General features: G+C 41.5%; 19 protein-coding genes. 11 read left to right on the top strand and 8 right to left on the bottom strand.

Annotated features, from left to right (window positions below):
* Positions 1-8: 8 nt before the first annotated feature.
* The gene (locus ACC612_RS06845) at positions 9-1,394 is read right to left on the bottom strand and encodes a mannose-1-phosphate guanylyltransferase/mannose-6-phosphate isomerase (protein WP_371853757.1); all 1,386 of its coding nucleotides are present in this window, start codon (positions 1,392-1,394) and stop codon (positions 9-11) included.
* 530 nt (positions 1,395-1,924) lie between these two features.
* On the opposite strand from ACC612_RS06845, the gene ACC612_RS06840 reads away from it, so the two are divergent.
* The 8 genes from ACC612_RS06840 (at position 1,925) to thiI (ending at position 12,483) form a co-directional block, all read left to right on the top strand.
* Positions 1,925-3,355, top strand: a complete 1,431-nt coding sequence (locus tag ACC612_RS06840; RefSeq protein ID WP_371853743.1) for a glycosyltransferase family 39 protein — start codon at positions 1,925-1,927, stop codon at positions 3,353-3,355.
* 143 nt (positions 3,356-3,498) lie between these two features.
* Positions 3,499-4,341 (top strand): sulfide/dihydroorotate dehydrogenase-like FAD/NAD-binding protein, encoded by an 843-nt coding sequence (locus ACC612_RS06835; protein ID WP_371853742.1) that lies wholly within the window; start codon positions 3,499-3,501, stop codon positions 4,339-4,341.
* Positions 4,341-5,711 (top strand): NADPH-dependent glutamate synthase, encoded by a 1,371-nt coding sequence (gene gltA, locus ACC612_RS06830; RefSeq protein WP_371853741.1) that lies wholly within the window; start codon positions 4,341-4,343, stop codon positions 5,709-5,711. Before ACC612_RS06835 ends, gltA begins: the two co-directional genes overlap by 1 nt.
* A 39-nt stretch (positions 5,712-5,750) precedes the next feature.
* Positions 5,751-7,766, top strand: coding sequence for a phosphoadenosine phosphosulfate reductase family protein (locus ACC612_RS06825; protein ID WP_371853740.1), 2,016 nt, complete (start codon positions 5,751-5,753; stop codon positions 7,764-7,766).
* Positions 7,767-7,840: 74 nt separating this feature from the next.
* Entirely contained in the window at positions 7,841-8,908 is a 1,068-nt protein-coding gene (locus ACC612_RS06820; protein WP_371853739.1) for an AI-2E family transporter, read from the top strand.
* A gap of 106 nt (positions 8,909-9,014) precedes the next feature.
* A complete protein-coding gene (locus ACC612_RS06815; protein WP_371853738.1) occupies positions 9,015-10,919 on the top strand; it encodes a threonine--tRNA ligase in 1,905 nt (634 codons plus the stop codon).
* A gap of 22 nt (positions 10,920-10,941) precedes the next feature.
* Complete coding sequence (locus ACC612_RS06810; RefSeq protein WP_371853737.1) at positions 10,942-11,226, top strand: acylphosphatase; 285 nt, start codon at positions 10,942-10,944, stop codon at positions 11,224-11,226.
* A gap of 78 nt (positions 11,227-11,304) precedes the next feature.
* The gene (thiI, locus tag ACC612_RS06805; RefSeq protein ID WP_371853736.1) at positions 11,305-12,483 is read left to right on the top strand and encodes a tRNA uracil 4-sulfurtransferase ThiI; all 1,179 of its coding nucleotides are present in this window, start codon (positions 11,305-11,307) and stop codon (positions 12,481-12,483) included.
* Between the two features lie 214 nt (positions 12,484-12,697).
* Here thiI and ACC612_RS06800 read toward each other — a convergent pair whose 3' ends face one another.
* Positions 12,698-12,826, bottom strand: a complete 129-nt coding sequence (locus ACC612_RS06800; RefSeq protein ID WP_371853735.1) for a hypothetical protein — start codon at positions 12,824-12,826, stop codon at positions 12,698-12,700.
* Between the two features lie 89 nt (positions 12,827-12,915).
* Here ACC612_RS06800 and ACC612_RS06795 point away from each other — a divergent pair, with 89 nt between their 5' ends.
* Positions 12,916-15,744: a FlaD/FlaE family flagellar protein gene (locus tag ACC612_RS06795; RefSeq protein ID WP_371853734.1), complete on the top strand. Its 2,829-nt coding sequence runs from the start codon at positions 12,916-12,918 to the stop codon at positions 15,742-15,744.
* A gap of 20 nt (positions 15,745-15,764) precedes the next feature.
* Here the strand turns inward: ACC612_RS06795 and ACC612_RS06790 are convergent, their stop codons facing one another.
* The 6 genes from ACC612_RS06790 to ACC612_RS06765 form a co-directional block, all read right to left on the bottom strand.
* Positions 15,765-16,247, bottom strand: a complete 483-nt coding sequence (locus ACC612_RS06790; RefSeq protein ID WP_371853733.1) for a DUF2085 domain-containing protein — start codon at positions 16,245-16,247, stop codon at positions 15,765-15,767.
* A gap of 21 nt (positions 16,248-16,268) precedes the next feature.
* Positions 16,269-16,595 (bottom strand): NINE protein, encoded by a 327-nt coding sequence (locus tag ACC612_RS06785; protein ID WP_371853732.1) that lies wholly within the window; start codon positions 16,593-16,595, stop codon positions 16,269-16,271.
* A gap of 163 nt (positions 16,596-16,758) precedes the next feature.
* Entirely contained in the window at positions 16,759-17,316 is a 558-nt protein-coding gene (locus ACC612_RS06780; protein ID WP_371853731.1) for a glycerophosphodiester phosphodiesterase, read from the bottom strand.
* Between the two features lie 114 nt (positions 17,317-17,430).
* Positions 17,431-17,997, bottom strand: a complete 567-nt coding sequence (locus tag ACC612_RS06775; RefSeq protein ID WP_371853756.1) for a glycerophosphodiester phosphodiesterase — start codon at positions 17,995-17,997, stop codon at positions 17,431-17,433.
* Between the two features lie 761 nt (positions 17,998-18,758).
* Positions 18,759-19,262, bottom strand: coding sequence for a type IV pilin (locus tag ACC612_RS06770; RefSeq protein ID WP_371853730.1), 504 nt, complete (start codon positions 19,260-19,262; stop codon positions 18,759-18,761).
* A 27-nt stretch (positions 19,263-19,289) separates the two neighbouring features.
* Positions 19,290-19,496 carry a DUF5371 domain-containing protein gene (locus ACC612_RS06765; protein WP_321419136.1) on the bottom strand — a complete coding sequence of 69 codons (207 nt, stop codon included), beginning with the start codon at positions 19,494-19,496 and terminating at the stop codon, positions 19,290-19,292.
* A 373-nt stretch (positions 19,497-19,869) separates the two neighbouring features.
* Here ACC612_RS06765 and ACC612_RS06760 point away from each other — a divergent pair, with 373 nt between their 5' ends.
* Together ACC612_RS06760 and ACC612_RS06755 are read left to right on the top strand one after the other, a co-directional pair.
* Positions 19,870-20,148, top strand: a complete 279-nt coding sequence (locus ACC612_RS06760; protein WP_371853729.1) for an ACT domain-containing protein — start codon at positions 19,870-19,872, stop codon at positions 20,146-20,148.
* 11 nt (positions 20,149-20,159) lie between these two features.
* Positions 20,160-21,521, top strand: a complete 1,362-nt coding sequence (locus tag ACC612_RS06755; protein ID WP_371853755.1) for a PFL family protein — start codon at positions 20,160-20,162, stop codon at positions 21,519-21,521.
* Positions 21,522-21,566 lie beyond the last annotated feature (45 nt).

The following is a 21,566-nucleotide window of genomic DNA, read 5'->3' as shown; positions in this document are numbered from 1 at the left end:
CATCCTCTTTATTGTTTCACCCTTCCATACTCATCGTCATAACGGACGATATCATCTTCATCCACGCATTCTCCAAGTTGCACTTCTATTATTTCGAGAGGCAGTTTTCCTTCATTAGCAAGTCTATGTCTCATGCCAGCTCTAATGAAAGTGCTTTCTCCTTGCCTGAGGAAAAATATTTCATCGTTTATCTGTACCGTGGCCATCCCTTTGACTACGATCCAGTGCTCACTGCGGTGGTAATGGAGTTGCAGGCTCAACTTCTTTTTTGGCTCAACTATGATGTTCTTTATCTTGTGTCTATCGGATTTCTCCATCACAGTATAGGAACCCCACGGCCGGTATACTGTCTGCTGCAAATATGCCCTCTCATCATTTTTGTTGTGCAATGTGTCAGCCACTTGTTTTACTTTCTGGCTGCTTTTCCTTGGACATACAAGTAATGCATCAGGCGTATCTATCACAGCCATATCTTCGACGTCTATAAGAGCAACGAGTTTATCGCATTTGGAATAAAGGAGGTTGTTCTTCGAATTGATCAGGATGTCTTCACATTCGTAAATGACATTTCCATTGTCGTCTTTATCCGATTCTTCATATATTGCATTGAAGTTTCCAAGATCGCTCCATTTATGTTCCAGGCGCACGACTACAACATTCTTGGATTTTTCCATGATTCCATAGTCGATAGATATTGCTCTTACTTTTTCAAATATTTCTTCAATGGTTGCATCAGGATTGTTCTCTGGATCAAAAGCCTTATAAAATGTTTTTTCCTGTTGCTGTAATTCTCTAAAGAATACATCAGTGTCAAAAAGGAACATTCCGCTATTCCAAAGACATCCTTCGTTCAAATATTTCAGAGCATCATCATGATTCGGTTTCTCTCTGAATTCAGCAACCTTATATCCGGCACCGATCTTTTCAGATGGTTTTATGTATCCATATCCGGTATGTGGTGATGTGGGTACTATTCCAAAAGTGACCAGATGATCCATTGCAAGGGTTTGTGCATTTTTGATCGTTTCCATTGCACGTATGTCGAGAACATGATCGGAAGAAAAAACCCCTACCATTGATTTTCCGAACTTCTTGACGATTTCCCTCATGCCGAAGCTAATAGCAGGAAGCGTGTTCTTCGGCTCTGGCTCAATAAGCACATTTTCTGGAGGGAGGTCGTATCCCAACTCTTTAGCCTGACCTGTAACAAAGAATCTCTGTGAATCATTTGTAACAACGAAGATTTCCGATATATCAGAGACTTCCAGGCAGCGTGTTAAGGTGTTCTGGAAAAACGATGTATCTTTAAGTTTCAGGAACTGTTTAGGATTATGCTTTCTGCTTAATGGCCATAGTCTTGTTCCAGATCCACCGGCAAGGATAAGCGATTTAATATTTTCATCTCCTCTTTTAATTGTGCACTTTCTTGATCAGTTTATGTTTTAGGCAGATTTGCTTTGTACCAATTGATAATAGTTGATGTTCTAGTTCTTTAGTCCAGAATTATATACTTAAAATGCTTATTAATATTTATCAGTTACCAATATTCTCTGTAGACGATAATTTACACTTCTGTTCTTTAGTAATGGTGTTCCTATCTAGGTGCATTAATATCTCTATTGCCGAAATTTGATATTATCATCATTGTCAAAAAACTTTCAGATTGCGTACCATGAACTATAATTTGATAACTGTGTTATCGATCGCATCTCATGCCAATGCTTGGGTTTTGGGAAATTTCAATATCGGATAAAAAATAAAATATAGAATGATTCCTATAATACATGTGAAGCAAGGTTTTTGTATGGCATCTCAAAAGCAATTAAATGTTAAACGGTCCTCTGTGAGTGCTACTTCAAAAGGAAATAGTAAAATATCGTACTTAATAAACATCATAAAATCATCCAGAGAACTGCAGTTAATATTGGCAATAACATTTTTAGGGGCTTTTTTAAGGATATATCAGCTTGGAACTGAATCTGTCTGGCTTGATGAAGCAACAACTTATCTGATGTCATCCAATACTTTGTCTGGAATATATGAGACGACAAAAGGCGATGTGCACCCTCCCTTCTATTATTTTGTGGTCCATTTTTTCCTTTTTGCAGGAAAATCGGAAGTACTCTTACGTTTTCCTTCAATGATTTTCGGAATACTTTCAATTCCATTATTATACATGCTTGGAACACGCTTATTCAGTGTAAAAGAAGGTCTCATCAGTTCATTTTTGCTTTCTATCTCTTTGGCCCATATTTACTATTCTCAGGAAGCAAGAATGTATTCGATGATGGTATTTTTGACACTTGGTTCCATTTTCTGTTTTTATGTTGCTATTGAGGATAAAAGGAACAGTTTCTGGTTCTTGTTTGTTGTTTTCACCGTGCTCAATATCTATACGCATTATTTCGGTTTCTTCATTTTCCCTATCGAAATACTATATTTTATATCTCTCTTGTTTTCTTATGAACAAAAAAAGCTGCATTTTAATACAGAAAGATTGTCACAATCAAAGGTCTTTTTTGCTAGCTTGGCTTTAATCTTAATTTCCATAATTCCCAGAATTCAGGTTTTCTTTGAACAGGCAGCTTCAAGAGTTGGAGGCGAAGTGACCTGGGGTGTGGACCAGGCGCATTTTGTATCAAGCACCATCTCTCATTTCACAATGTCTGAATCTCCTTCTCTGCTTTATCTTACTTTTTTTGTAATAGGTTTAGTAATAATGCTCCGTTCTAGTCGGAACCAGGCTTTTTTATTAATTTCTTGGTTCATTCTTCCAATGATAGTAAGTTATTACCTTTCGGATATAATGCCCTTTCATCCAAGGTATCTTCTTTTCATTTTGCCGGCTTATCTTCTTATAGTTTCACGCGGTCTGACTGGAACTTCGAGTTTTATACTTTCTGCAAGCAAATCCCCTAAGCAAAATGGTAAGTCATTAGAGAATATGCAGCAACTTCTAACAGTAATCATTTTGTTCATTTTCGTATTGAATGCCGTGTTTCCAATCGTAAACTACTATTCTTCTCTTCAGAAAGAAGATTGGAAAAGTGTGGCATCGTACATTTATTCAGTCACCAAAGAGGGAGATGTGATCATACCACTTCCAGGCTACATCGCAAAACCATTTGAATTCTATTACAATAACTCCGCTGATGGGACATATATAAAAACATCAGGATATAGCCAGCAGGAACTGGATAATATGGTCAACGGAAGGACAAGCACAAGTTTCTTTGTTCTTACAGGTGACATCAACGCAGCAAATCCAAATGGGAGCGCTGTTACATGGCTAGGAGCAAATGCTGAGGTGGTAAATATCATCACCAATGTGTACATCCTGACTCCTAAGGTCTGATCCATGCACATTGAAATCAAATAATTCTAGTTTTCAATAAATGAGAAAAATACTGTTTTTACTATTTATCAACTGAATTCTTAAGTACTATTAATATTATCCTATCCACCATAATCTTCCAATACAGTTTAAAATGTGATCGAATGTCATACAGGATAATTGAGAAACGTGATATGGTTCACCAGGTACACCTGATGAGGGTACTTGCGCCAGATGTGGCAAAGGCTGCAAAACCCGGGCAATTTGTGATAATCCGAATTGATGAGCAAAGTGAAAGAATTCCTCTTACAATTGCAGATTATAATGTTGCGGAAGGTTCAGTAACCATTATTTTCCAGGAAATGGGTAAGACTACCAAACGGCTGGCTGCTCTAAGAGCTCAGGACGAGCTTGAGGACTTTGTAGGACCGCTGGGTACCCCCTCCGAAATAGAGAAACTTGGTACTGTTGTACTTGTTGGAGGAGGCGTGGGTGTTGCTCCTGTTTATCCCCAGGCAAGAGCCTACAAGGCTGCAGGCAATAAAGTGATTTCTGTCATAGGTGCAAGAAGTGAGAATTTGCTGATCCTTGAAGAAGAAATGCAGGCAGCAAGTGACGAACTTCATATCTGTACAGATGACGGCACAAAAGGACATCATGGTTTTGTTACCGATGTGCTCCAAAAAATGCTGCAAAACGGTGAACATGTGGATAGAGTAGTAGCCATTGGTCCACCTATAATGATGCGTGCTGTGACAGGTGTCACCAAGCCTTTCGGTGTCCAGACTATTGTGAGCCTCAATCCCATTATGATCGATGGTACGGGTATGTGTGGAGGTTGCCGTGTTTCAGTGGGCGGTGAGACCAGATTTGCCTGTGTGGATGGGCCGGAGTTCGATGGACATAAAGTAGATTTCAACCTGCTCATGAGTCGTCTGGCAGTTTATAGAGATGAAGAAAGCAGTTCTCTTAAGAAACATGAATGTAAATGCGAAGGTGGGAAATAATGGCAACCAGACAGCCTATGCCAGTACAAGACCCGGCTGAAAGAAGTAAGAACTTCAATGAAGTGGCACTGGGTTACACTGAAGAGCAGGCAATTGCTGAAGCTGAACGCTGCCTTCAATGCAAGGATCCCAAATGTGTGCAGGGATGTCCAGTGAATATCGATATCTCCGCTTTCATAGCAAATATTGCTGAACACGATTTCGATGCAGCTATAAGGACCATCAAGCTCACCAATGCTCTTCCGGCAGTTTGCGGACGTGTCTGTCCTCAGGAAGTGCAGTGCGAAGAATACTGTGTACTTGCAAAGAAAGGGCAACCTATAGCTATAGGCCGCCTTGAACGTTTTGCTGCAGATTATGAGGGTGCTAAAGGTGTCGTATCTCCTCAGAAAGCAAAGTCAACCGGTAAACATGTGGCTGTAGTAGGCTCAGGTCCTGCAGGACTAACAGCTGCTGCTGACCTTGCAAAAGCCGGTCATTCAGTGACCATTTTTGAATCACTTCACGAGCCAGGAGGGGTGCTTACTTACGGTATTCCTGAGTTCCGTCTTCCTAAGGCGATAGTTCGCCAGGAAGTCGAATACATCAAACAGCTTGGGGTAGACATAAAAGTAGACTACATAATTGGCAGGATCAAGACGCTGGATGAACTGAGAAAAGAGTTCGATGCCGTCTTCCTGGGCACAGGTGCAGGACTACCCAATTTCATGGGTATCGAAGGCGAGAACTTCAATGGTGTCTATTCTGCAAATGAGTTCTTGACCCGTGTGAATCTTATGAAGGCTTTCCGTTTCCCTGATTATGATACGCCGATAAAGCGTGGTAAGAAGGTCATAGTCGTAGGCGGCGGAAATGTGGCAATGGATGCTGCTCGCTGTGCCCTCAGGCTGGGTGCTGATGAAGTTAGCATCGTCTACCGCCGTGGCGAGGATGAACTTCCTGCACGCAGAGAAGAAATCGAGAATGCTAAGGAAGAAGGCATTATCTTCAGGCTGCTCACAAACCCCGTGCGCATTTTAGGCGACGATAAAATGAAGGTAAAGGGTGTGGAATGCATCAGAATGGAGCTTGGTGAACCAGATGCATCAGGCCGCAGGAAACCCCTGACAGTGAAAGGTTCAGAACATGAGATCGAGGCTGACACTGTGATCATTGCCATAGGTACATCTCCAAACCCGATCATATTCACAGGTTCCAAGGGGCTTAAATCAACCCCCAAGGGCACTATAGTCGTGGATGATTCAGCCATGAGCTCTATTCCAGGCGTATGTGCAGGTGGGGATGTTGTTACCGGCGCAGCAACGGTTATAAGTGCCATGGGTGCAGGGAAGCTCGCTGCCCAGACAATCAATGAATACCTTAACAATTGACCGTATAATATCGGTCAATTCTTTTTTAAATACCCGAGTATGAAACCACAGAACAGATCTTTTTCTTCCAACAGGAATTCTTCAGCAGGAAAACCTGCACATGAGCGGGTTAGAAACAGTCCTTCGAGGTCTTGGAAACAGCATAGTGCTAATCTTCAGCATAATATTTTCTGGTGTCAGCATTGCAATGTGCCTCTGTTGAAGTCTACTTGTGACATCTGCCACTCAGAGGGTACTTATGTTAATCTGTCGTCTCCAGGAGACATAAGGTTCTGCTCGCCTTATGAGAAAGAAGTTCTCAAAGGTCTTCTGTTTACCTCTTTCAATTGTGATCCTATCGGTGACCGGATAGTATTCCTCAATAAGACTGCAGGTGAAGACAGAACAGATGAAGTGATAGTCGATGGATTGCATTTTGGTGTACTGCGTTTTGATATGAAGACGTTGGGATATGTTTTTGACCTGTCCGTTGACGGTGCAAAGATCCTGGCAGCACATACTAATAGCAAAACCATTGAACTTAAAAAGGCTTCCAGTCACCTCAGCGGCAAAAAGATAAAAGCTGACCAGCTTCTGAAATTTACAGAAGATATCAAAAAACAGGATACTGTCCTAATCAAATGTAAAAGTCTTATCGGTTTTGGTGTATCACTTTCTGATCATGAGCACTTTAAAAACTCAGAAGATGCTGTATTACGTGTAAGGAAACTTGATGGGAATCCTGTTTCACTTAACCCTCATATATCTTCCGTGCAAGATGTGATCAAAGCAAACACAAGCCACATGGAAAAGATTTCCAGGGATGCTGCTAATGTTATCAAGGGTATTGTCAACCGCAAGGAATACAAAGACCTGCCGGTCCATGTGTCTTTCAGTGGTGGAAAGGATAGCCTTGTGGTGTTTGATCTTACCCGCAGTACTCTTAAAAAAAGACATGTTAAGGCTTTTTTTCTTAACACTGGTATTGAATTCCCTGAAACTGTGGAATTCGCACGCAATTTTTGTTCAATTTGTGGTATCGAGTTAATAGAATCAGCTGCAGGTGATGCTTTCTGGGAGAATCTCGAAAGGTTCGGTCCGCCTGCAAAAGACATGCGCTGGTGCTGCAAGGTCTGTAAATTAGCACCTGCTAACAGGGTTATAGACGGATCCACAAGCGAAGGGGAAGTATGCCTTACTGTGGATGGTAAAAGGAAATACGAGTCTTTCTCAAGAGCTTCCATTTCTGCCAGTGAGAGAAATCCCTTTGTTCCAACACAGCTCAATATTTTCCCCATCCGGGACTGGAGGGCGATAGAAGTATGGTTGTATATATATGGAAAGAATCTTGATTACAACCCTCTTTATGATATGGGTTTCGAAAGAGTGGGGTGCTACCTCTGTCCGGCTTCTTTATCTGCGGAATACCAGATTTTTTCCAGGTTGCATCCTGCCCTTCATGCACGCTGGCACAGATATCTTCTGGAATGGGCCAACAAAAAGGGGCTGCCGGAGTCTTTTGTAGAACATGGTCTATGGCGCTGGAAAGAACTGCCTCCCAAAATGATCAAGCTTGCAGAAGAGCTTGGGATTAAATATGACCTCTCCGCAGCTAATGAAAACTTCAGTGTAGACTCTGTAAGCGGTGCTTCTCCATGTACTGGCGGAGGTTTTACAATTGAAGCTAAAGTGGGGGGTGTTTCTCTTCAGGATGCAGCAGATGTTCTGTATATTATAGGCGATCTAAAGGCTGCTGAAAGTATGGGAATGCTGCTTGTAAGAGCAGGTGATGCAACAGTTAAGTTCTTCTCTTCGGGTAACCTGCTGGTCACTGCCGATAGCAGAGAAAAAGCTACCGAAGTATTTAGACAGGTCACACTGCAGCTTATGAGAGTGTGCATGTGTACAAGGTGTGGCATCTGCCAAGGTGTATGTCCCGTGAATGCCATTGAAATTGATGATATGCGAGGTCTTTTCATAAGCAATGCTTGTATCAGATGTGGCAAGTGTATTGAACCGTGTGTGGTTTTGAAATACGCTCCCCGTAATCTCCCGTGGCTTAGGGAGGACCACTAATATATGGGTGAAGCTTTAATAGTTTTATACAAATTATATAACAGCCACAAAATAAAATTATAAGATGTGTATACATGCAGTTAGGTCAATTAGATGGTATTTCTGTACTTATATCTTCAAGGTTAAAGATAGCTGTCATTTTGATCGTCATACTGCTTTCACTGATTCTTATCTCTATTTTTCTTCCCCTTGCTGATGGCATTGTACTGGGTTTAGTTCTGGCGTATATAGCAAGGCCAATCTATCTTAAGCTACATCGGTATCAGCGTTTAGGTGCATTGATGGCAACTCTGATTATTGTAATGCCTGTAGTTTTTATCATAGGTTCTGGAATAATTGAAATAACAAGATTGGTAAGCTGGATATTCGAAAACCAAGGTGTATTTATCAATAGTTTATTTGATTTTGTTGCAGCTGTTGATATACCACCTCAATACAATGAACCAATCCGCCAATTTATATGGGATACATCTACATCAGTACTACCTTTACTTAGTGGATTTGGGTTATTATCCTATGCAAAGGCCATTTTAATGTTTATCCTCAATCTGGCCATATCAGTATTAGTGTGTTATTTCTTGCTGGCTGACGGCTACAAGATCTACAAAAGTCTGGTGGCATTTATGCCGGTGGACAACAGGCCATGGGTTGCAGAGTATATAAAACACCTTGACTTGATACTTAAAGGAGTGTTCATTGGCAACGCTTATGCTGCTTTATTTGTTAGTGTAACTTCTCTGGTTGTTTTCTACTTATTTGGTTTTTCCCATATTCTTGCCCTTGCAACTCTAATTTTTATTGCATCTATTGTTCCCTTATTTGCTGGTTATACTGTTCTTATTGCTCTTGCGGTTGTTCGCTATTTCCAGATGGGGCTTGAATCAGCTTTAATATTCTTTATTGTTGCTTCCATTGTAATTTACCTGCCACCTGAATTTATACTTCGGCCGTACCTTGCAAGCATGCATTCGCGAGTCCATCCTCTATTAATAATGCTTTCTTTCTTAGGCGGTGCTTTTGTGGGTGGCATTTCCGGGTTCTTTTTGGCACCTATTATCCTTGCATGCTTGATATCTGCTTACAGGGTTCATATGGGAACGCCTGTTTATGGTGAAATAAAAAAATCTGATTCTTCGGTATGATTTCCTTTCTTTTTGGGTAAGATTTAGCTTCTAAAAACTTTTGACGCTAAAAAGGTTTATAAGGATTGTTAAATCTAAGTCTACAGGTAATTTTGCAGGTGAAATCATGCAGCTATTGCTCATCCATTCTGATTATATCGAATACGAGGTCAAAAAAAGCACCCCGGTGGCAGAGAAGATCGAAGATCCAATGAAATCTGGCAGGCTGGAGGATGCACTCACAGTTTTCATAGCCGTAGAGAAAACGGACGAGGTGAATCCTGATGAAGTGGTCCAGAAAGGTGTCTCTGAGGTCGAGAAGGTCATAGGGCAGGTAAAAACTAACAACGTTATGCTTTATCCTTATGCTCATCTCAGTTCAAACCTCTCTTCGCCGAAAGTTGCAGTTTATGTGCTTACCGCCATGGAAAAAGCACTCTCTGAAAAGTACACTGTAAAAAGGGCTCCTTTTGGCTGGTACAAAGCATTCAAGATCAGTTGCAAAGGTCACCCGCTTTCTGAGCTTTCCCGTTCCATCGCTCCGGAGAACAAAGACGGTGTTAATGTTGTTTGCGCTCTTGAAGGAAAGCCTGAAGTGGTCTCTGAGGCCCTGAAAGCCGAAAGCACTGCTAAATCCTACTGGCGTATTCTCACTCCCGATGGCGAGCTTCATGAAATGGATGGTTTTGATTTCAAAGGCCATGAGAACCTTGGAAAGTTCGTGGATTATGAGATATCCAAGAAAAGAGAAGTTGAAAAGGCACCACCTCACGTTGAGCTTATGCGCAGGCTGGAAATAGCCGATTATGAGCCAGGGTCAGACTCCGGTAACATGCGTTTTTATCCCAAAGGCAGGCTCATCAAGTCTTTACTGGAAAATTACGTCGTTGAGGAGTCACTCAAGGTGGGAGCCATGGAAGTAGAAACTCCCTTGATGTATGACATGAACCATCCAACTCTTAAGAAGTATCTTGACAGGTTCCCAGCAAGGCAGTATTCCATAGAATCCGATAAAAGACAGCTTTTCCTGAGGTTTGCTGCATGTTTTGGTCAGTTCCTTATCAATCATGACATGACTATGTCTTACAAGAACCTACCTCTGAAGATGATCGAGCTAACTCGTTACAGTTTCCGTAAGGAGCAGAGGGGAGAGCTTGTTGGCCTGCGCCGCCTGAGGGCATTCACTATGCCTGATATGCATACTCTGTGTCATGATATGGAACAGGCTGTTTCCCAGTTTGACGATCAGTATAATATGTGCATCCGCATTCTGGATCAGGTCGGTATCAAGGTTGAAGACTTCGAGGTTGCCATTAGGTTCACAAGAGATTTCTATGAGGAGAATAAGGATTTCATCACTAACCTTGCCCGCACTGTGAACAAGCCGGTACTTGTAGAGATGTGGGATACAAGGTTCTTCTATTTCGTTCTTAAATTCGAGTTCAACTTTGTGGATGCTCTGGCAAAGGCAAGCGCTCTTTCCACAGTGCAGATAGATGTAGAGAATGCTGAAAGATATGACATAAAATATGTCGATGTCACCGGTGAGGAGAAACGTCCAACTATATTGCATTGCTCTCCAAGCGGCGCAATCGAGCGCTGTATCTATGGCCTGCTGGAGAAAGAGGCCATGAGAGCTGAACGTGGAGACGTTCCGATGCTTCCTGTCTGGCTTTCCCCAACACAGGTAAGAGTGCTTCCAGTATCTGAGAAGCATTTAGAATTTGCAAAGCAAGTGTCTGAGAAGTTGAACTGCCGTGTGGATATTGATGACCGCGAGGATACTGTAGGCAAGCGTATACGTGAAGCAGGGCGTGAATGGGTGCCTTATGTGGTGGTCATCGGAGATAAGGAAGTCGAGACTGGCAAACTAAATGTGACTGTACGGGCCGAATCCCAAGCTAATCGCCCCAAAACTGTGGAAATGTCCTCTGAAGAACTGAATGCCCGTATACAGGCAGAGATCGCTGGCTTGCCATACAGGGGCTTGCCTCTTGCAAAGATGCTCTCTTTGAGGCCAAAGTTCATATAATATGGTTCCTGAATACCCTTTCATGGATGACGGGCGTGTACTTATCGAGGTCCGTGTATGTGGAAGGGTACAGGGAGTTTTTTTCCGTCAGTTCACTAAAAATACTGCACAAGAACTAGGTATTGTGGGCTATGCGCGTAATCTCTCTGATGGCTGCGTACAGGTTTTGGCCGAAGGACCTAAGCAATTCGTGGACTCATTTGTTCAAAGGCTTCGTGTAGGCCCTCCTTCGTCTCGTGTGGATTCCTTAGATATAAAATGGAAGCAACCTTCAGGCGAATTTACAAGCTTTGTCATCAGGCGCTGAATACTGAGCTTCTGAATTCTATGGCATTTTCTTTTTAAAGGGTAAGTTATATGAGACTCATCAGGAAACAGTAAAATGATGAAAGAGATTGTAATTGTCAGATATGGGGAGCTGGCACTGAAAAGTCCGGGTGTCAGGAACCACTATGAAAAGATCCTTATGCGTAATATCTCTGCTATGCTTGATCAGCGTGGTGTTAAGTATTCAGGATTGAGCAGGGAATGGGGCCGAATATTTATCCGTACTTCCGATGAAAACGCTGCAAATGCTGCAGCTGATGTTTTTGGTGTTGTCTCTGCATCATTTGCAAGTGCAGTTGATGCGAATCTTGAAGATATATCCAGGAAATGCGCTGATGTTGGTTCCAAATTTATCCATGAAGGCGACTCTTTTGCCATAAGGGCTCGCAGGACTGGTAATCATACTTTTTCTTCTCAGGATGTAGGGATGAAATGCGGAGATGCTGTATGGGAACGCTTGCTTTTAGAAGGTAAAACTCCGAAAGTTGATCTTAAAAATCCTAATAAGGAGATATTTGTAGAAGTGCGCCAGAAAGAAGCGTATGTATTTACGGAAAACTCCAGAGGAGTGGGTGGTCTTCCATTGGGAACTCAGGGAAAAATGGTTGCTCTGGTATCAGGTGGGATTGATTCTCCTGTGGCTGCCTGGCTTATGATGAAGAGGGGAGTTGAGATTATTCCTGTATACTGCAGCAATGAACCATATGCGGATGATTCCACCAGGCAGCGTGCACTGGATAGTATAAAAGTGTTGCAGCAATGGGCTCCGGGTCGTCCATTAAAAATATATGAAATTCCTCATGGATGCTCTCTGAAGGCTTTTGTGGAGCAGTGTTCCCGGAATAAAACCTGTGTATTGTGTAAAAGGACTATGTACAGGGTTGCTTATGAAATAATGAAGCTTGAAGGTGCTACAGGGGTCATAACTGGTTCTTCTCTAGGTCAAGTAGCTTCCCAGACGTCTGCAAATATGTATGCTGAGCTTTACGGTCTTGCAATTCCTCTCTATCATCCACTGATAGCACTCGATAAGGCTGATATAATAGATCTTGCAAGGAAGATAGGCTCTTATGATGTATCCATCAGACCTGCAACATGCTGTTCAGCTGTGCCTGAAAAGCCCGAGACAAGAGCTGAGTATGATTCTCTGCTTGCTGAAGAAAGCAAAGTGGATATTGATGGTCTGGTAACGTATTCTGTATCTGGGGCAAAGGTATTCAAGCTATCAACTGTATAAAAGGTCGTATTGGTATACTTATTCTATTTTTCTCATTTTTTAAGTTATTTCTATTTGCACAGTTGTCATACTCATCATTATGATGAGAATTGTTTTTCCTTTCTCTGCTATCCGAGTTTACTTACGATCAACTACAAAACCCTTATATATTTTGATAACGTATGCACAGAATAGGCGCACAGAGTAACAACAACATGAATTTCTAGCACAAATTTCATCCTTTATCTCTCGTCCATTCCCTCAAATTTTCATGTGCGCCTGCTTCTAATTTATAATTCGAATTTACTTGATTTTCATTTTTGCTGAGTGTTTTTTGTTTGTTTAGTGTTATTTTTTTTATCATGCATATTTTCAACCAGCAAGTTTTATATAAATACATGTATAATTTACTCTAATTAATTTGAATTTACTGTTATTTGAAGTTGGGACTTTATGAGCAAATTACCATGGGAACAGCCAGGCCAGAAAAAAGAACAAGACTCAAGTAGTGATACTAGTACTCCTGCTGCAGGTGCACCACCTTTTGCAGCTGGAGCTCCCATTCCTGACCTTTTTCAAAAAGCTTTCTCAGAAACAGTTATTCAGGAGACAAGTATTTCTCCTCTTCCTCAGGAGAATACTTCCTATCAACCACCTTCCAATATAACTCCTCCTTTATTTTCCATGGAAATGCCTGATCTTAATTCTCTTCAGTCCAATCAGAAACCATCAAACGATCCACTTTCTCCTTTTATACCAGGTGGGAATAAAGAGTCTTTACCTCCCTTTTTATCTCAGGCATCACAGGTAGCATCTCCGGAGGTTACTGCACCTGATGTAAAGAATCTGTCCAAAGCTCAGACAGCTAAGAAAAAACAACTACCACTTTTTGAAATCGCATTGCCAGATGACGGTACAAAGGGCGGTAGTTCAACAACTTCTGTAAATGATGCTGCTACGCTTCCGTTTCTTTCTGGACTCTCCACCCCCGGTCCAAAATTGGATGAACCCGGGATGCCTAATTTGCCATTATTTTCGGTATCTGCTGAAAACACTATCTCTTCTCCTCTTACCTCGAATACTCCTGTTTTAGGTGGGATCACTCCACCTTCTCAAAACACAGCCCCTGCTTCGGTTGAGTTTTCTCCATTCTCATCAAATCAGGCCTCTATGCCTTCAACTTCTCCTGCTGAACATTCTGGCTCAGGTAATCCCTTTGATTTACCTCAGTCAGGTAGTGTAACTCCTGCTTTCTCAGTAGGTCCATCGCCTTTTGATGTCCCAGGCAATTCTCCATTTTCCGGGCCGAGTTCGTCTAAGGATCCGTTCTCTTCAGCTGGAAATCCATTTGACCAGGCACCTGCCTCTTCTCCATTATCGGGCAGTTCTCCGTTCCCTGCAACCTCTCCTTCTGCAGATCCATTTTCCGTATCTGTGGATCCTTTTGCAAAGGGTCCGGTTTCGAAGGTTCCTGATCCGTTTGCAGGTCAGACTAATCCGTTTGGCACAGGTTTTGTTCCTGAAGGTCCAAATCCATTTTCACCCTCGGGAGCCATCTCTCCTTTCCCTACAGGTCCGATTTCAATTGCTAGTACCAATAGTCAAGAGAAAAAGGCAGGCATCAGCGAAAAGATGGCTGGTGTATCGGGGAACTTGGTGGCAGGCATAAGTGAGTTTGCAGATTCCATTGTTTCCAATCTCCGTAATCTGACTAAAGGTAAGAGTCTGATGGAAAAAATGGAGAAAATAAAGGAAGGTAATAATCGCGAGGGTGATGATTCTTTACGGTTATTTGGTACTTCAGAATATGGGTATAAAAAAGAGAAAGTAAAAGTTAATGGATCAACTCCATTTTCAGGTGAATCTCCTTTTGATTCAGAACTTTCAGGTACATCACCTTTTGCGCCTAATGGTAGCGCAGATCAGTTCTCGATACCTCCTTCTGCTTCATCAAATGTCAGTACGGAAGATACTAAGGCAAATGATAGTACTCCAAACGATTTTATGAAGGTAACACCAATAGAAAATCCCTTGTTTGATTTCCCCGAAGCACTGAAGATAGAGAATAACTTACAAAAACTTCCTCCTACTAGTAATGACTCCTTGGAAGGTGCCAAAGGAGGGGCCAATGGTAATAAGGATGAGCTAAAATCTCTGAAAAATCAGGGCAATATGATTCCTGAAACATCTTCTCTTCCTGCAAGCATGGTACAGAGGCCATCGAGCACTCTTTATAATGCCGTTCCTGTCTCTAAAAAAGAATCTGCATCTGAATCTTCTGGTGATGAGGATGGCAGTATTTTGTATATGTCTAAGGAACTGGAAGATGTGAAGGAGAAGCTGGAGCTATCTACAGGAAATGTTTCACAGGTCTTTTGCATGTTTGAGGAGCTTTCGGGAAATGTGAATGTACTTGGGGATTCTGTTAAATCGCTTCAAAGCTCTTCTGATGACGTGATGAAGGCAACAGGTATGAAATTCGATAGCCTGGATGAGCGTGTAGGGCAACTGGAATCACGTTTTTCAGGAATTGAACAACAGGTCTCTCAGATTCAGTCTGAGAACAAGAACCTCATATCAAGTCTTTCAAGTATTGAGCAACATATATCTGAGCTGGTGGAATCTTATTCGGCCCTTGTTTCGAAAATGCAGGAGACATCTCAGGAAAATGATGAGCGCTTTTCCGCTTTGTCCGGTAAAATCGGATCAATGGAGAGCTTGATCCCAAAACTTGCTACTATGGAGAAATCTGGTGCTGAAACGTCTGATGCTGTTCAAGACATGGCAGGAAATGTTTCGAAGCTCGCAATCGATGTTTCTAGTGTTTCTGCTTCACAGCAACAGGTTCGGGACGAAATGGCTGAGCTATCCAAGTATGTGGAGGGTGAGCTCAAAAAAATAGGTGCAAGAGGTTATAAAGTTGCAGGCCAGAGCATACAGCTTGCACACATAATGAAAAATTCCACCAGTATCAAGCTGTGTATGGAATGGCTTGAGTTCCTTATGGAACTCGTGGGACGTAATAATCTTCCGGACATACTTTCTTACTATGAGGAGCTTGGCTGGATCACTGAAGAAGTGCGTCTGGAGCTCATGAGGTATGCCGAAGGTATAGATTTCTACATGGAGAAACCAGACTGGAAGCTGACTCCTGATGACCATGTGAAATCTATCTGGTTCATAGAGAACCTTGCAGGGATCAAAGTAGACAAGAACAAGCTTTCTATAATCGATAGGGATATCGATAAAGTAAGGAAAAGTTCAGAGATATATAATATCTGAAATAATACCTGAACTTTGTGTTAGTTCTGTTCTCTGAAATTATTTGCGGCTTTATCTCTTTGTTTTTGCAGCAGGAACACTGCAATGAGTGAATATGCCAACCCGCTTCCAATTATGTTGTAATTTGGGAATGTTTTAAGAAGGATAATTAATCCTATGAAATAGCTGATTCCCAACAGAACTCCAAAAACTGTTCGAACAACATTGTAGCTTCTATGTATTTTAAAAGCAGAAACAGACCAGTCAATAAGTGTGAATAAGGGCAGAACCGCTAACAATAGATAGTAATATCTTAGATTTTGGGTGTCTGGGCGGAATAAAATGATTCCAATTAGAATCCCTGCATATATGCCCAGACATCTTGAGCAAATATGGATTTTTTTATTAAGGATGTTCAAAGAATAGCACTTGTAGTATTCTTCAGGTTGATGATGTGATAGTATATACTTCGATGTTTCTTTAAGTGCTATCTTTGTTTCGCTGAAGATCAGTTTGGTGTTCATATCTTTTTGCAGATCTAGTCTTTATCCGTACTTTGCTTCAAACTCCTCATCGGATTTTGTTAAATAAATTATACCTTCTATAAATCCAATTATACTGGGTATGAATGTCCAGCTGAAGCATAAGTATAGTATTCCCAGTCCAATTTCTCCGAGATAGAATTTATGTACGCCAATTCCTCCAAGGAGAATGGCTAAGATTCCGGCTGTTGTTTTGTCTTTTTTTCTGTGGGATGAAGGAGATGCATTTTGTCTGACTCCGCATTTGGGACAAATTTCTGCTTCTTTTTTTATTATCTCTCCGCAAGAACTACAAAACATTTCATCTAGCTTCTTTTCTCTATCGGTCATATTATATTTTATTACACTATATTTATATATAAATTGCCGTGAACTATGAACAGCATTCTAAGTTAAAAAGCACTAGATTGAGCATAAAATCTCAATTTTAGATGACGTTACAAAAAAAGAAGTTAACCTGTGAAGTGTTCCACAGGTAAGATATTTAGCCTGTTTAATTAGATGTTGCACTGGTTACCATTGGTAGTGCCAGCACAAGCAGCAGCATGCTGAATGGCATTGTAAGGATTGTTCCAATCCAGATTGCGCTGCCGATTGCATTGAGTATCATTACTATTACAACCAGTATTACAGTGTCCTGAAGGTTAGCTTTTGCTATTTCCAGGCTTTCCTTTAGTGCATCCACAGCGCCAAGATCCTTGATTACCATCAGTGGCAGAGCATACAGGAAAATTACGCTGAATACTATACCGATTATCATGCCTGGGATTACCAGAAGCAAGAATCCTATGAAAATCGGAATCATGATTATCAGGAACAATATCCAGCTCTGTATAAACTTATCTGCCTTAAATCCTGCAAAGACATCAGCTATCTCTACAGTTTCTCCTCTTGCTCCCTTTGCAGCCATGTAAGTCAAGCCATAGGCTAATGGGGCGGATGTTATAACTATAATCGATCCAAAAATTGTTATAAGCGCACCAACAATGTACGCAACCATGTTCTTTTGGAATATCTCCCAACTATCTTTTAAGAGCGTTTCTATCTCCATAATTTCGCCTCCCATAAATGAATATATACTATTGTGATTGGATAGTATTTTTGTACATCTAATGACGGTTCTAATGAACTGAAGCTTTAAAGGATGCAGGTGCATTGCACCTATTTATTCCTCTATATAAGCCACTGGCTGTCCGTTGCCTGTCAGGTTCTTTGCCATAAGGGTGTATCCTATCATGCTGAATGGGAATGTCAGGAGCGCACCGATTACAATGAGGCTACCAATGAAATTCAGAGCGAAGAATATCAGGAATACAATAGCGGTTTCCACTGGATACTTTTGTATCAGTTCAAAGTTTTCCTTAATGGCATCTTTTCCGCTGTATTCTCTCATAACCAATAGCGGCAAAGCATAGATCATGAGTATTCCCAGTATTCCGCCAATTCTGCCAAGCAGCATAGAACCTGCTATCATCAACACCAGATATATGATAACAACTATCCAGCTCTGTACAAAGGCTCCAGGTGCTTTAAATCCTTCAAACACATCGCCAATTTCTACCTTTTCGCCCTTTATTCCTTTAACGGCCATATACACTACACCATAGAACAATGGCGCAATGGTTACAATAAGTATTGATCCAATACCCGCTATAAGCGTACCAATGATAAATGCAACAATATTCTTCTGGAAGATCTCTAAGCTATCTTTCAAAAGTTTCTCTATTTCCACCAAGGTCTAAACCTCCTATTATCAACACTATCCATTAAATAGAATTGTTATTGTATTGTATATATACTTGTTGAAATCGTCAATGATAAAAATGAGCAATGGTTTTTGTTATCTTACTTGCAGAATAAATTTATGCAATCGCCAGTCTCAACTGATTATAAATAGGGTAATTCTGGTTCTCAGATCTAATCCTATGAGATTATATGAGTATATATCAAAAGATATGACAAATCTCGAGAATCCTAAGAATAGCATGCCGTCATTTGAATAAAAAATTCAACAAGATATGGATCTCTATATCTCAGCTACCACGCAAACGACTCAACCAAAGTCGCCAAAAATGTATGTATGGCATGTGGGAATGACATAACCCACATACCGCCAAACACTCTATGTTGTGATTTTATATGGACCCGTGACCGGATATACCCGGTCGTCACAACTCCAAAAGAATACACACCATACTCCTATTTAAGGTTTATCATAATTAAAAATGTAATATTTTCATAATAATTAAATATGTAGTTTTCTTCTCTGGGAATTCAAGTCTGATCTGTCTTAGTATGTTTCTCCTTTATCACGGTTCAACTCAGCGTGTCGTGATGTAAAATTGAGGTGAATTTTCACAGTAAAATCAAGATTATTCTAAAACATAGCGTCCATTGATACTCTGCCATACGCAAAATAAGGCTATAAAAAAAGTCTGAAAGGAGTATGGGTGCGAGATTGCACCCTTGTCCTAAGGTTTCCATTCGTCAGGCTTAGAAGTTGACCTTGAGGTCAGCAATCATCTGCTGGCTACCAACGTCTACAATCTTGACGTTTGATGTAGTTCCGGTTGTGGCTAAGTCAGCATCTACTGGTTCAATGGTAGTATTAGTAGCTGTGACATTAGTCTTTGTAGTCATAAAGTATGCGCTGTCATAGTTGAAGATATATAATGCTTCACCAGCATCGAACTGTGTGTCATCTTCACCTAATCCAGTTAAGTCGACAGCACTTCCATCCAGGGTGACTTTTGTCTTAGAGTCAGTCAGAGTGAGTGCTTCTCCGCCTTGGTGTTCAAGTTTCAGTACATTGAATCCACCGACAGTATCAGCGCTACCTCTAATGCTTGCCTGTGGTGCCTGTTCTGGTGGTCCCATGCCGAACACGAACGCAGCAATTACTGCTGCAAGGATGACAGTAATGGCGACCATCAGGATTACACCGATGACCGGGGATACTGCGCCCTCTTCCTCGAGGAATTGGTTTGCTTTGCACATTGCGTGTTTCTCTCCTGTTTTTTTGGGTTACAAATTTTGAGATTTTTTCTTCTGGACGACCCTCTCTAATTTTTTCGTCCACATTTTATCTCCGAGGTCCGTGTACTCACACTCAAGATAATGCTGCACAGCTATGCTAAGAGCCTCCTTTGTAGAGGGCTCATTACATTTCTTCTTGAGAGCTTCAAGTTCTTCTTCTGTCAGCACGGTCTGAGCGTGTACGATTTTCACCATTATATCTTCCTGATTGAGTTTTAGTTAACAGACATACGATGGTATGTCCTTCATCATCATTATAATCATAAGTTCTGCAATATAAAAAGTTTTTGTTATTATCTAAGCTACAAAATGATTGGGGTGAAAGTTAATCCATAAATATACTTTTATTAGTATATAATTACAAGTAATAGAATAATCTGTTCTTTTATGGAACATATTTCTACATCTTAACTGATTATAGTGTATTCTTATTCTTTAAATTCATTTTCTATTGGGAAAATTCCATCTCAAATCAAAATCAATTTTTCTTCGCGTCTGCGCAAACTACTTAATCCATTCAGTAGTTGAACACGCAATTAATTTTCCTGTGACAAACAGGTGCATTATCATGAGCTCAAGCCGTTTTGTTATTACCGTCATCGGTATCGATAGAGTAGGTATAGTAGCTGGCATTACTGCAGTAATGGCCAAGCACAACGTAAACATAGTGGATATTACTCAAACCATCATGCAAGGCCTCTTTACAATGATCATGCTGGCAGAAATTCAAGGTGAGGACTTCGACCTGTCCGCATTCCAGAACAGCATGGCCGAAGAAGGCAAAAGGCTTGGTGTGGAAGTTAAAGTACAGCACGAAGATGCCTTCACTTGCATGCACAGGATCTGAAGGTTGAAAGCATGCTCATTCATCCTGAAGAGATACTTGAGACCATACAGATGGTCACTAGCGAAAGTCTCGATATCCGCACAGTCACCATGGGTATAAACCTGAGGGGCTGCAGTCATCCTGATATCGATGAGTTCAACGCTAACATTTACGATAAGATAACCACTTATGCAAAGGATCTCGTGCAGGTGACAGAAGAGATTTCCCGCCTGTATGGTATTCCTATTGTAAACAAAAGGATATCTGTTACTCCCATTGCCATTGTGGCAGAAGCCTGCAAATGTGACGATTATGTTTCCATCGCACAAACTTTAGATAAAGCAGCCTCAAAGGTCGGCGTGAATTTCATCGGAGGTTTTAGTGCCCTGGTGCACAAAGGCATCACTCCCGGTGATATGCGGCTTATAAATTCCATTCCCCAAGCTCTTGCCACCACTGAGAAAGTTTGTTCCTCGGTCAACGTAGCAACCACTAATGCCGGAATAAATATGGATGCAGTGGCACTTATGGGAAATGTTATCAAGCAGACTGCATCACTTACTGCAGACAGGGACGGCATAGGCTGTGCCAAGCTTGTTGTATTTGCAAATGCACCAGAAGATAACCCCTTCATGGCAGGAGCATTCCACGGTGTAGGTGAAGCTGACTGTGCAATAAATGTAGGTGTCAGTGGCCCAGGTGTAGTGAATGCCGCTGTCCGGGCTCTTAATGATCCAACGCTTAATGAGATCTCAGAAACTATTAAAAAAACAGCTTTCAAGATCACACGAATGGGTGAAAAGGTAGGGCGTGAAGTATCATCCCGTCTTAATGCACAGTTTGGTGTGCTGGACCTTTCCCTTGCACCCACTCCTGCTGTTGGGGACAGTGTAGCAGCAATACTTGAAGCCATGGGCCTTGAAAGATGTGGTACTCATGGAACCACTGCAGCTCTTGCTCTGCTTAACGATGCTGTTAAGAAAGGCGGTTCTATGGCCTCTTCATCAGTAGGAGGTCTCAGCGGTGCCTTTATCCCGGTAAGCGAAGATGCAGGCATGATCCGGGCTGTGGAAGATGGTTCTCTTACCCTGGAGAAACTTGAAGCAATGACAAGTGTATGCTCAGTTGGTCTTGATATGATAGCAGTGCCAGGAGACACTCCGGTTTCAACAATATCAGCTATCATTGCAGATGAAATGGCAATCGGCATGATCAACTGTAAGACCACAGCCGTACGTCTTATTCCGGTTCCAGGTAAAAAGGTGGGTGATGAGGTGGAATTCGGTGGTCTCTTGGGAAGGGCGCCTGTGATGGCAGTGAACCGTTTCAGTTCGGAAACTTTCATCTCAAGGGGCGGAAAGATACCAGCGCCTATACAAGCCCTGAACAACTAATACTCCGAATAAATCCTATATAATCCTATATAATATCTAGGGTGC

Source organism: Methanomethylovorans sp. (genome assembly GCF_041447285.1).
Lineage (GTDB): Archaea > Halobacteriota > Methanosarcinia > Methanosarcinales > Methanosarcinaceae > Methanomethylovorans.
This window is presented reverse-complemented; position numbering and strand designations above follow the sequence as displayed.

Excerpts from the sequence above, each read along its gene's own strand:
- ACC612_RS06810 (WP_371853737.1), top strand. The coding sequence starts at position 10,942 with ATGGATGACGGGCGTGTACTTATCGAGGTCCGTGTATGTGGAAGGGTA.
- ACC612_RS06785 (WP_371853732.1), bottom strand. The coding sequence starts at position 16,595 with ATGACCGATAGAGAAAAGAAGCTAGATGAAATGTTTTGTAGTTCTTGC.
- ACC612_RS06820 (WP_371853739.1), top strand. The coding sequence starts at position 7,841 with ATGCAGTTAGGTCAATTAGATGGTATTTCTGTACTTATATCTTCAAGG.
- ACC612_RS06790 (WP_371853733.1), bottom strand. The coding sequence starts at position 16,247 with ATGAACACCAAACTGATCTTCAGCGAAACAAAGATAGCACTTAAAGAA.
- ACC612_RS06800 (WP_371853735.1), bottom strand. The coding sequence starts at position 12,826 with ATGATAAAAAAAATAACACTAAACAAACAAAAAACACTCAGCAAAAAT.
- ACC612_RS06815 (WP_371853738.1), top strand. The coding sequence starts at position 9,015 with ATGCAGCTATTGCTCATCCATTCTGATTATATCGAATACGAGGTCAAA.
- thiI (WP_371853736.1), top strand. The coding sequence starts at position 11,305 with ATGAAAGAGATTGTAATTGTCAGATATGGGGAGCTGGCACTGAAAAGT.
- ACC612_RS06825 (WP_371853740.1), top strand. The coding sequence starts at position 5,751 with ATGAAACCACAGAACAGATCTTTTTCTTCCAACAGGAATTCTTCAGCA.
- ACC612_RS06770 (WP_371853730.1), bottom strand. The coding sequence starts at position 19,262 with ATGTGCAAAGCAAACCAATTCCTCGAGGAAGAGGGCGCAGTATCCCCG.
- ACC612_RS06780 (WP_371853731.1), bottom strand. The coding sequence starts at position 17,316 with ATGGAGATAGAAACGCTCTTAAAAGATAGTTGGGAGATATTCCAAAAG.
- ACC612_RS06755 (WP_371853755.1), top strand. The coding sequence starts at position 20,160 with ATGCTCATTCATCCTGAAGAGATACTTGAGACCATACAGATGGTCACT.
- ACC612_RS06835 (WP_371853742.1), top strand. The coding sequence starts at position 3,499 with ATGTCATACAGGATAATTGAGAAACGTGATATGGTTCACCAGGTACAC.
- ACC612_RS06795 (WP_371853734.1), top strand. The coding sequence starts at position 12,916 with ATGAGCAAATTACCATGGGAACAGCCAGGCCAGAAAAAAGAACAAGAC.
- ACC612_RS06765 (WP_321419136.1), bottom strand. The coding sequence starts at position 19,496 with ATGGTGAAAATCGTACACGCTCAGACCGTGCTGACAGAAGAAGAACTT.
- ACC612_RS06760 (WP_371853729.1), top strand. The coding sequence starts at position 19,870 with ATGAGCTCAAGCCGTTTTGTTATTACCGTCATCGGTATCGATAGAGTA.
- gltA (WP_371853741.1), top strand. The coding sequence starts at position 4,341 with ATGGCAACCAGACAGCCTATGCCAGTACAAGACCCGGCTGAAAGAAGT.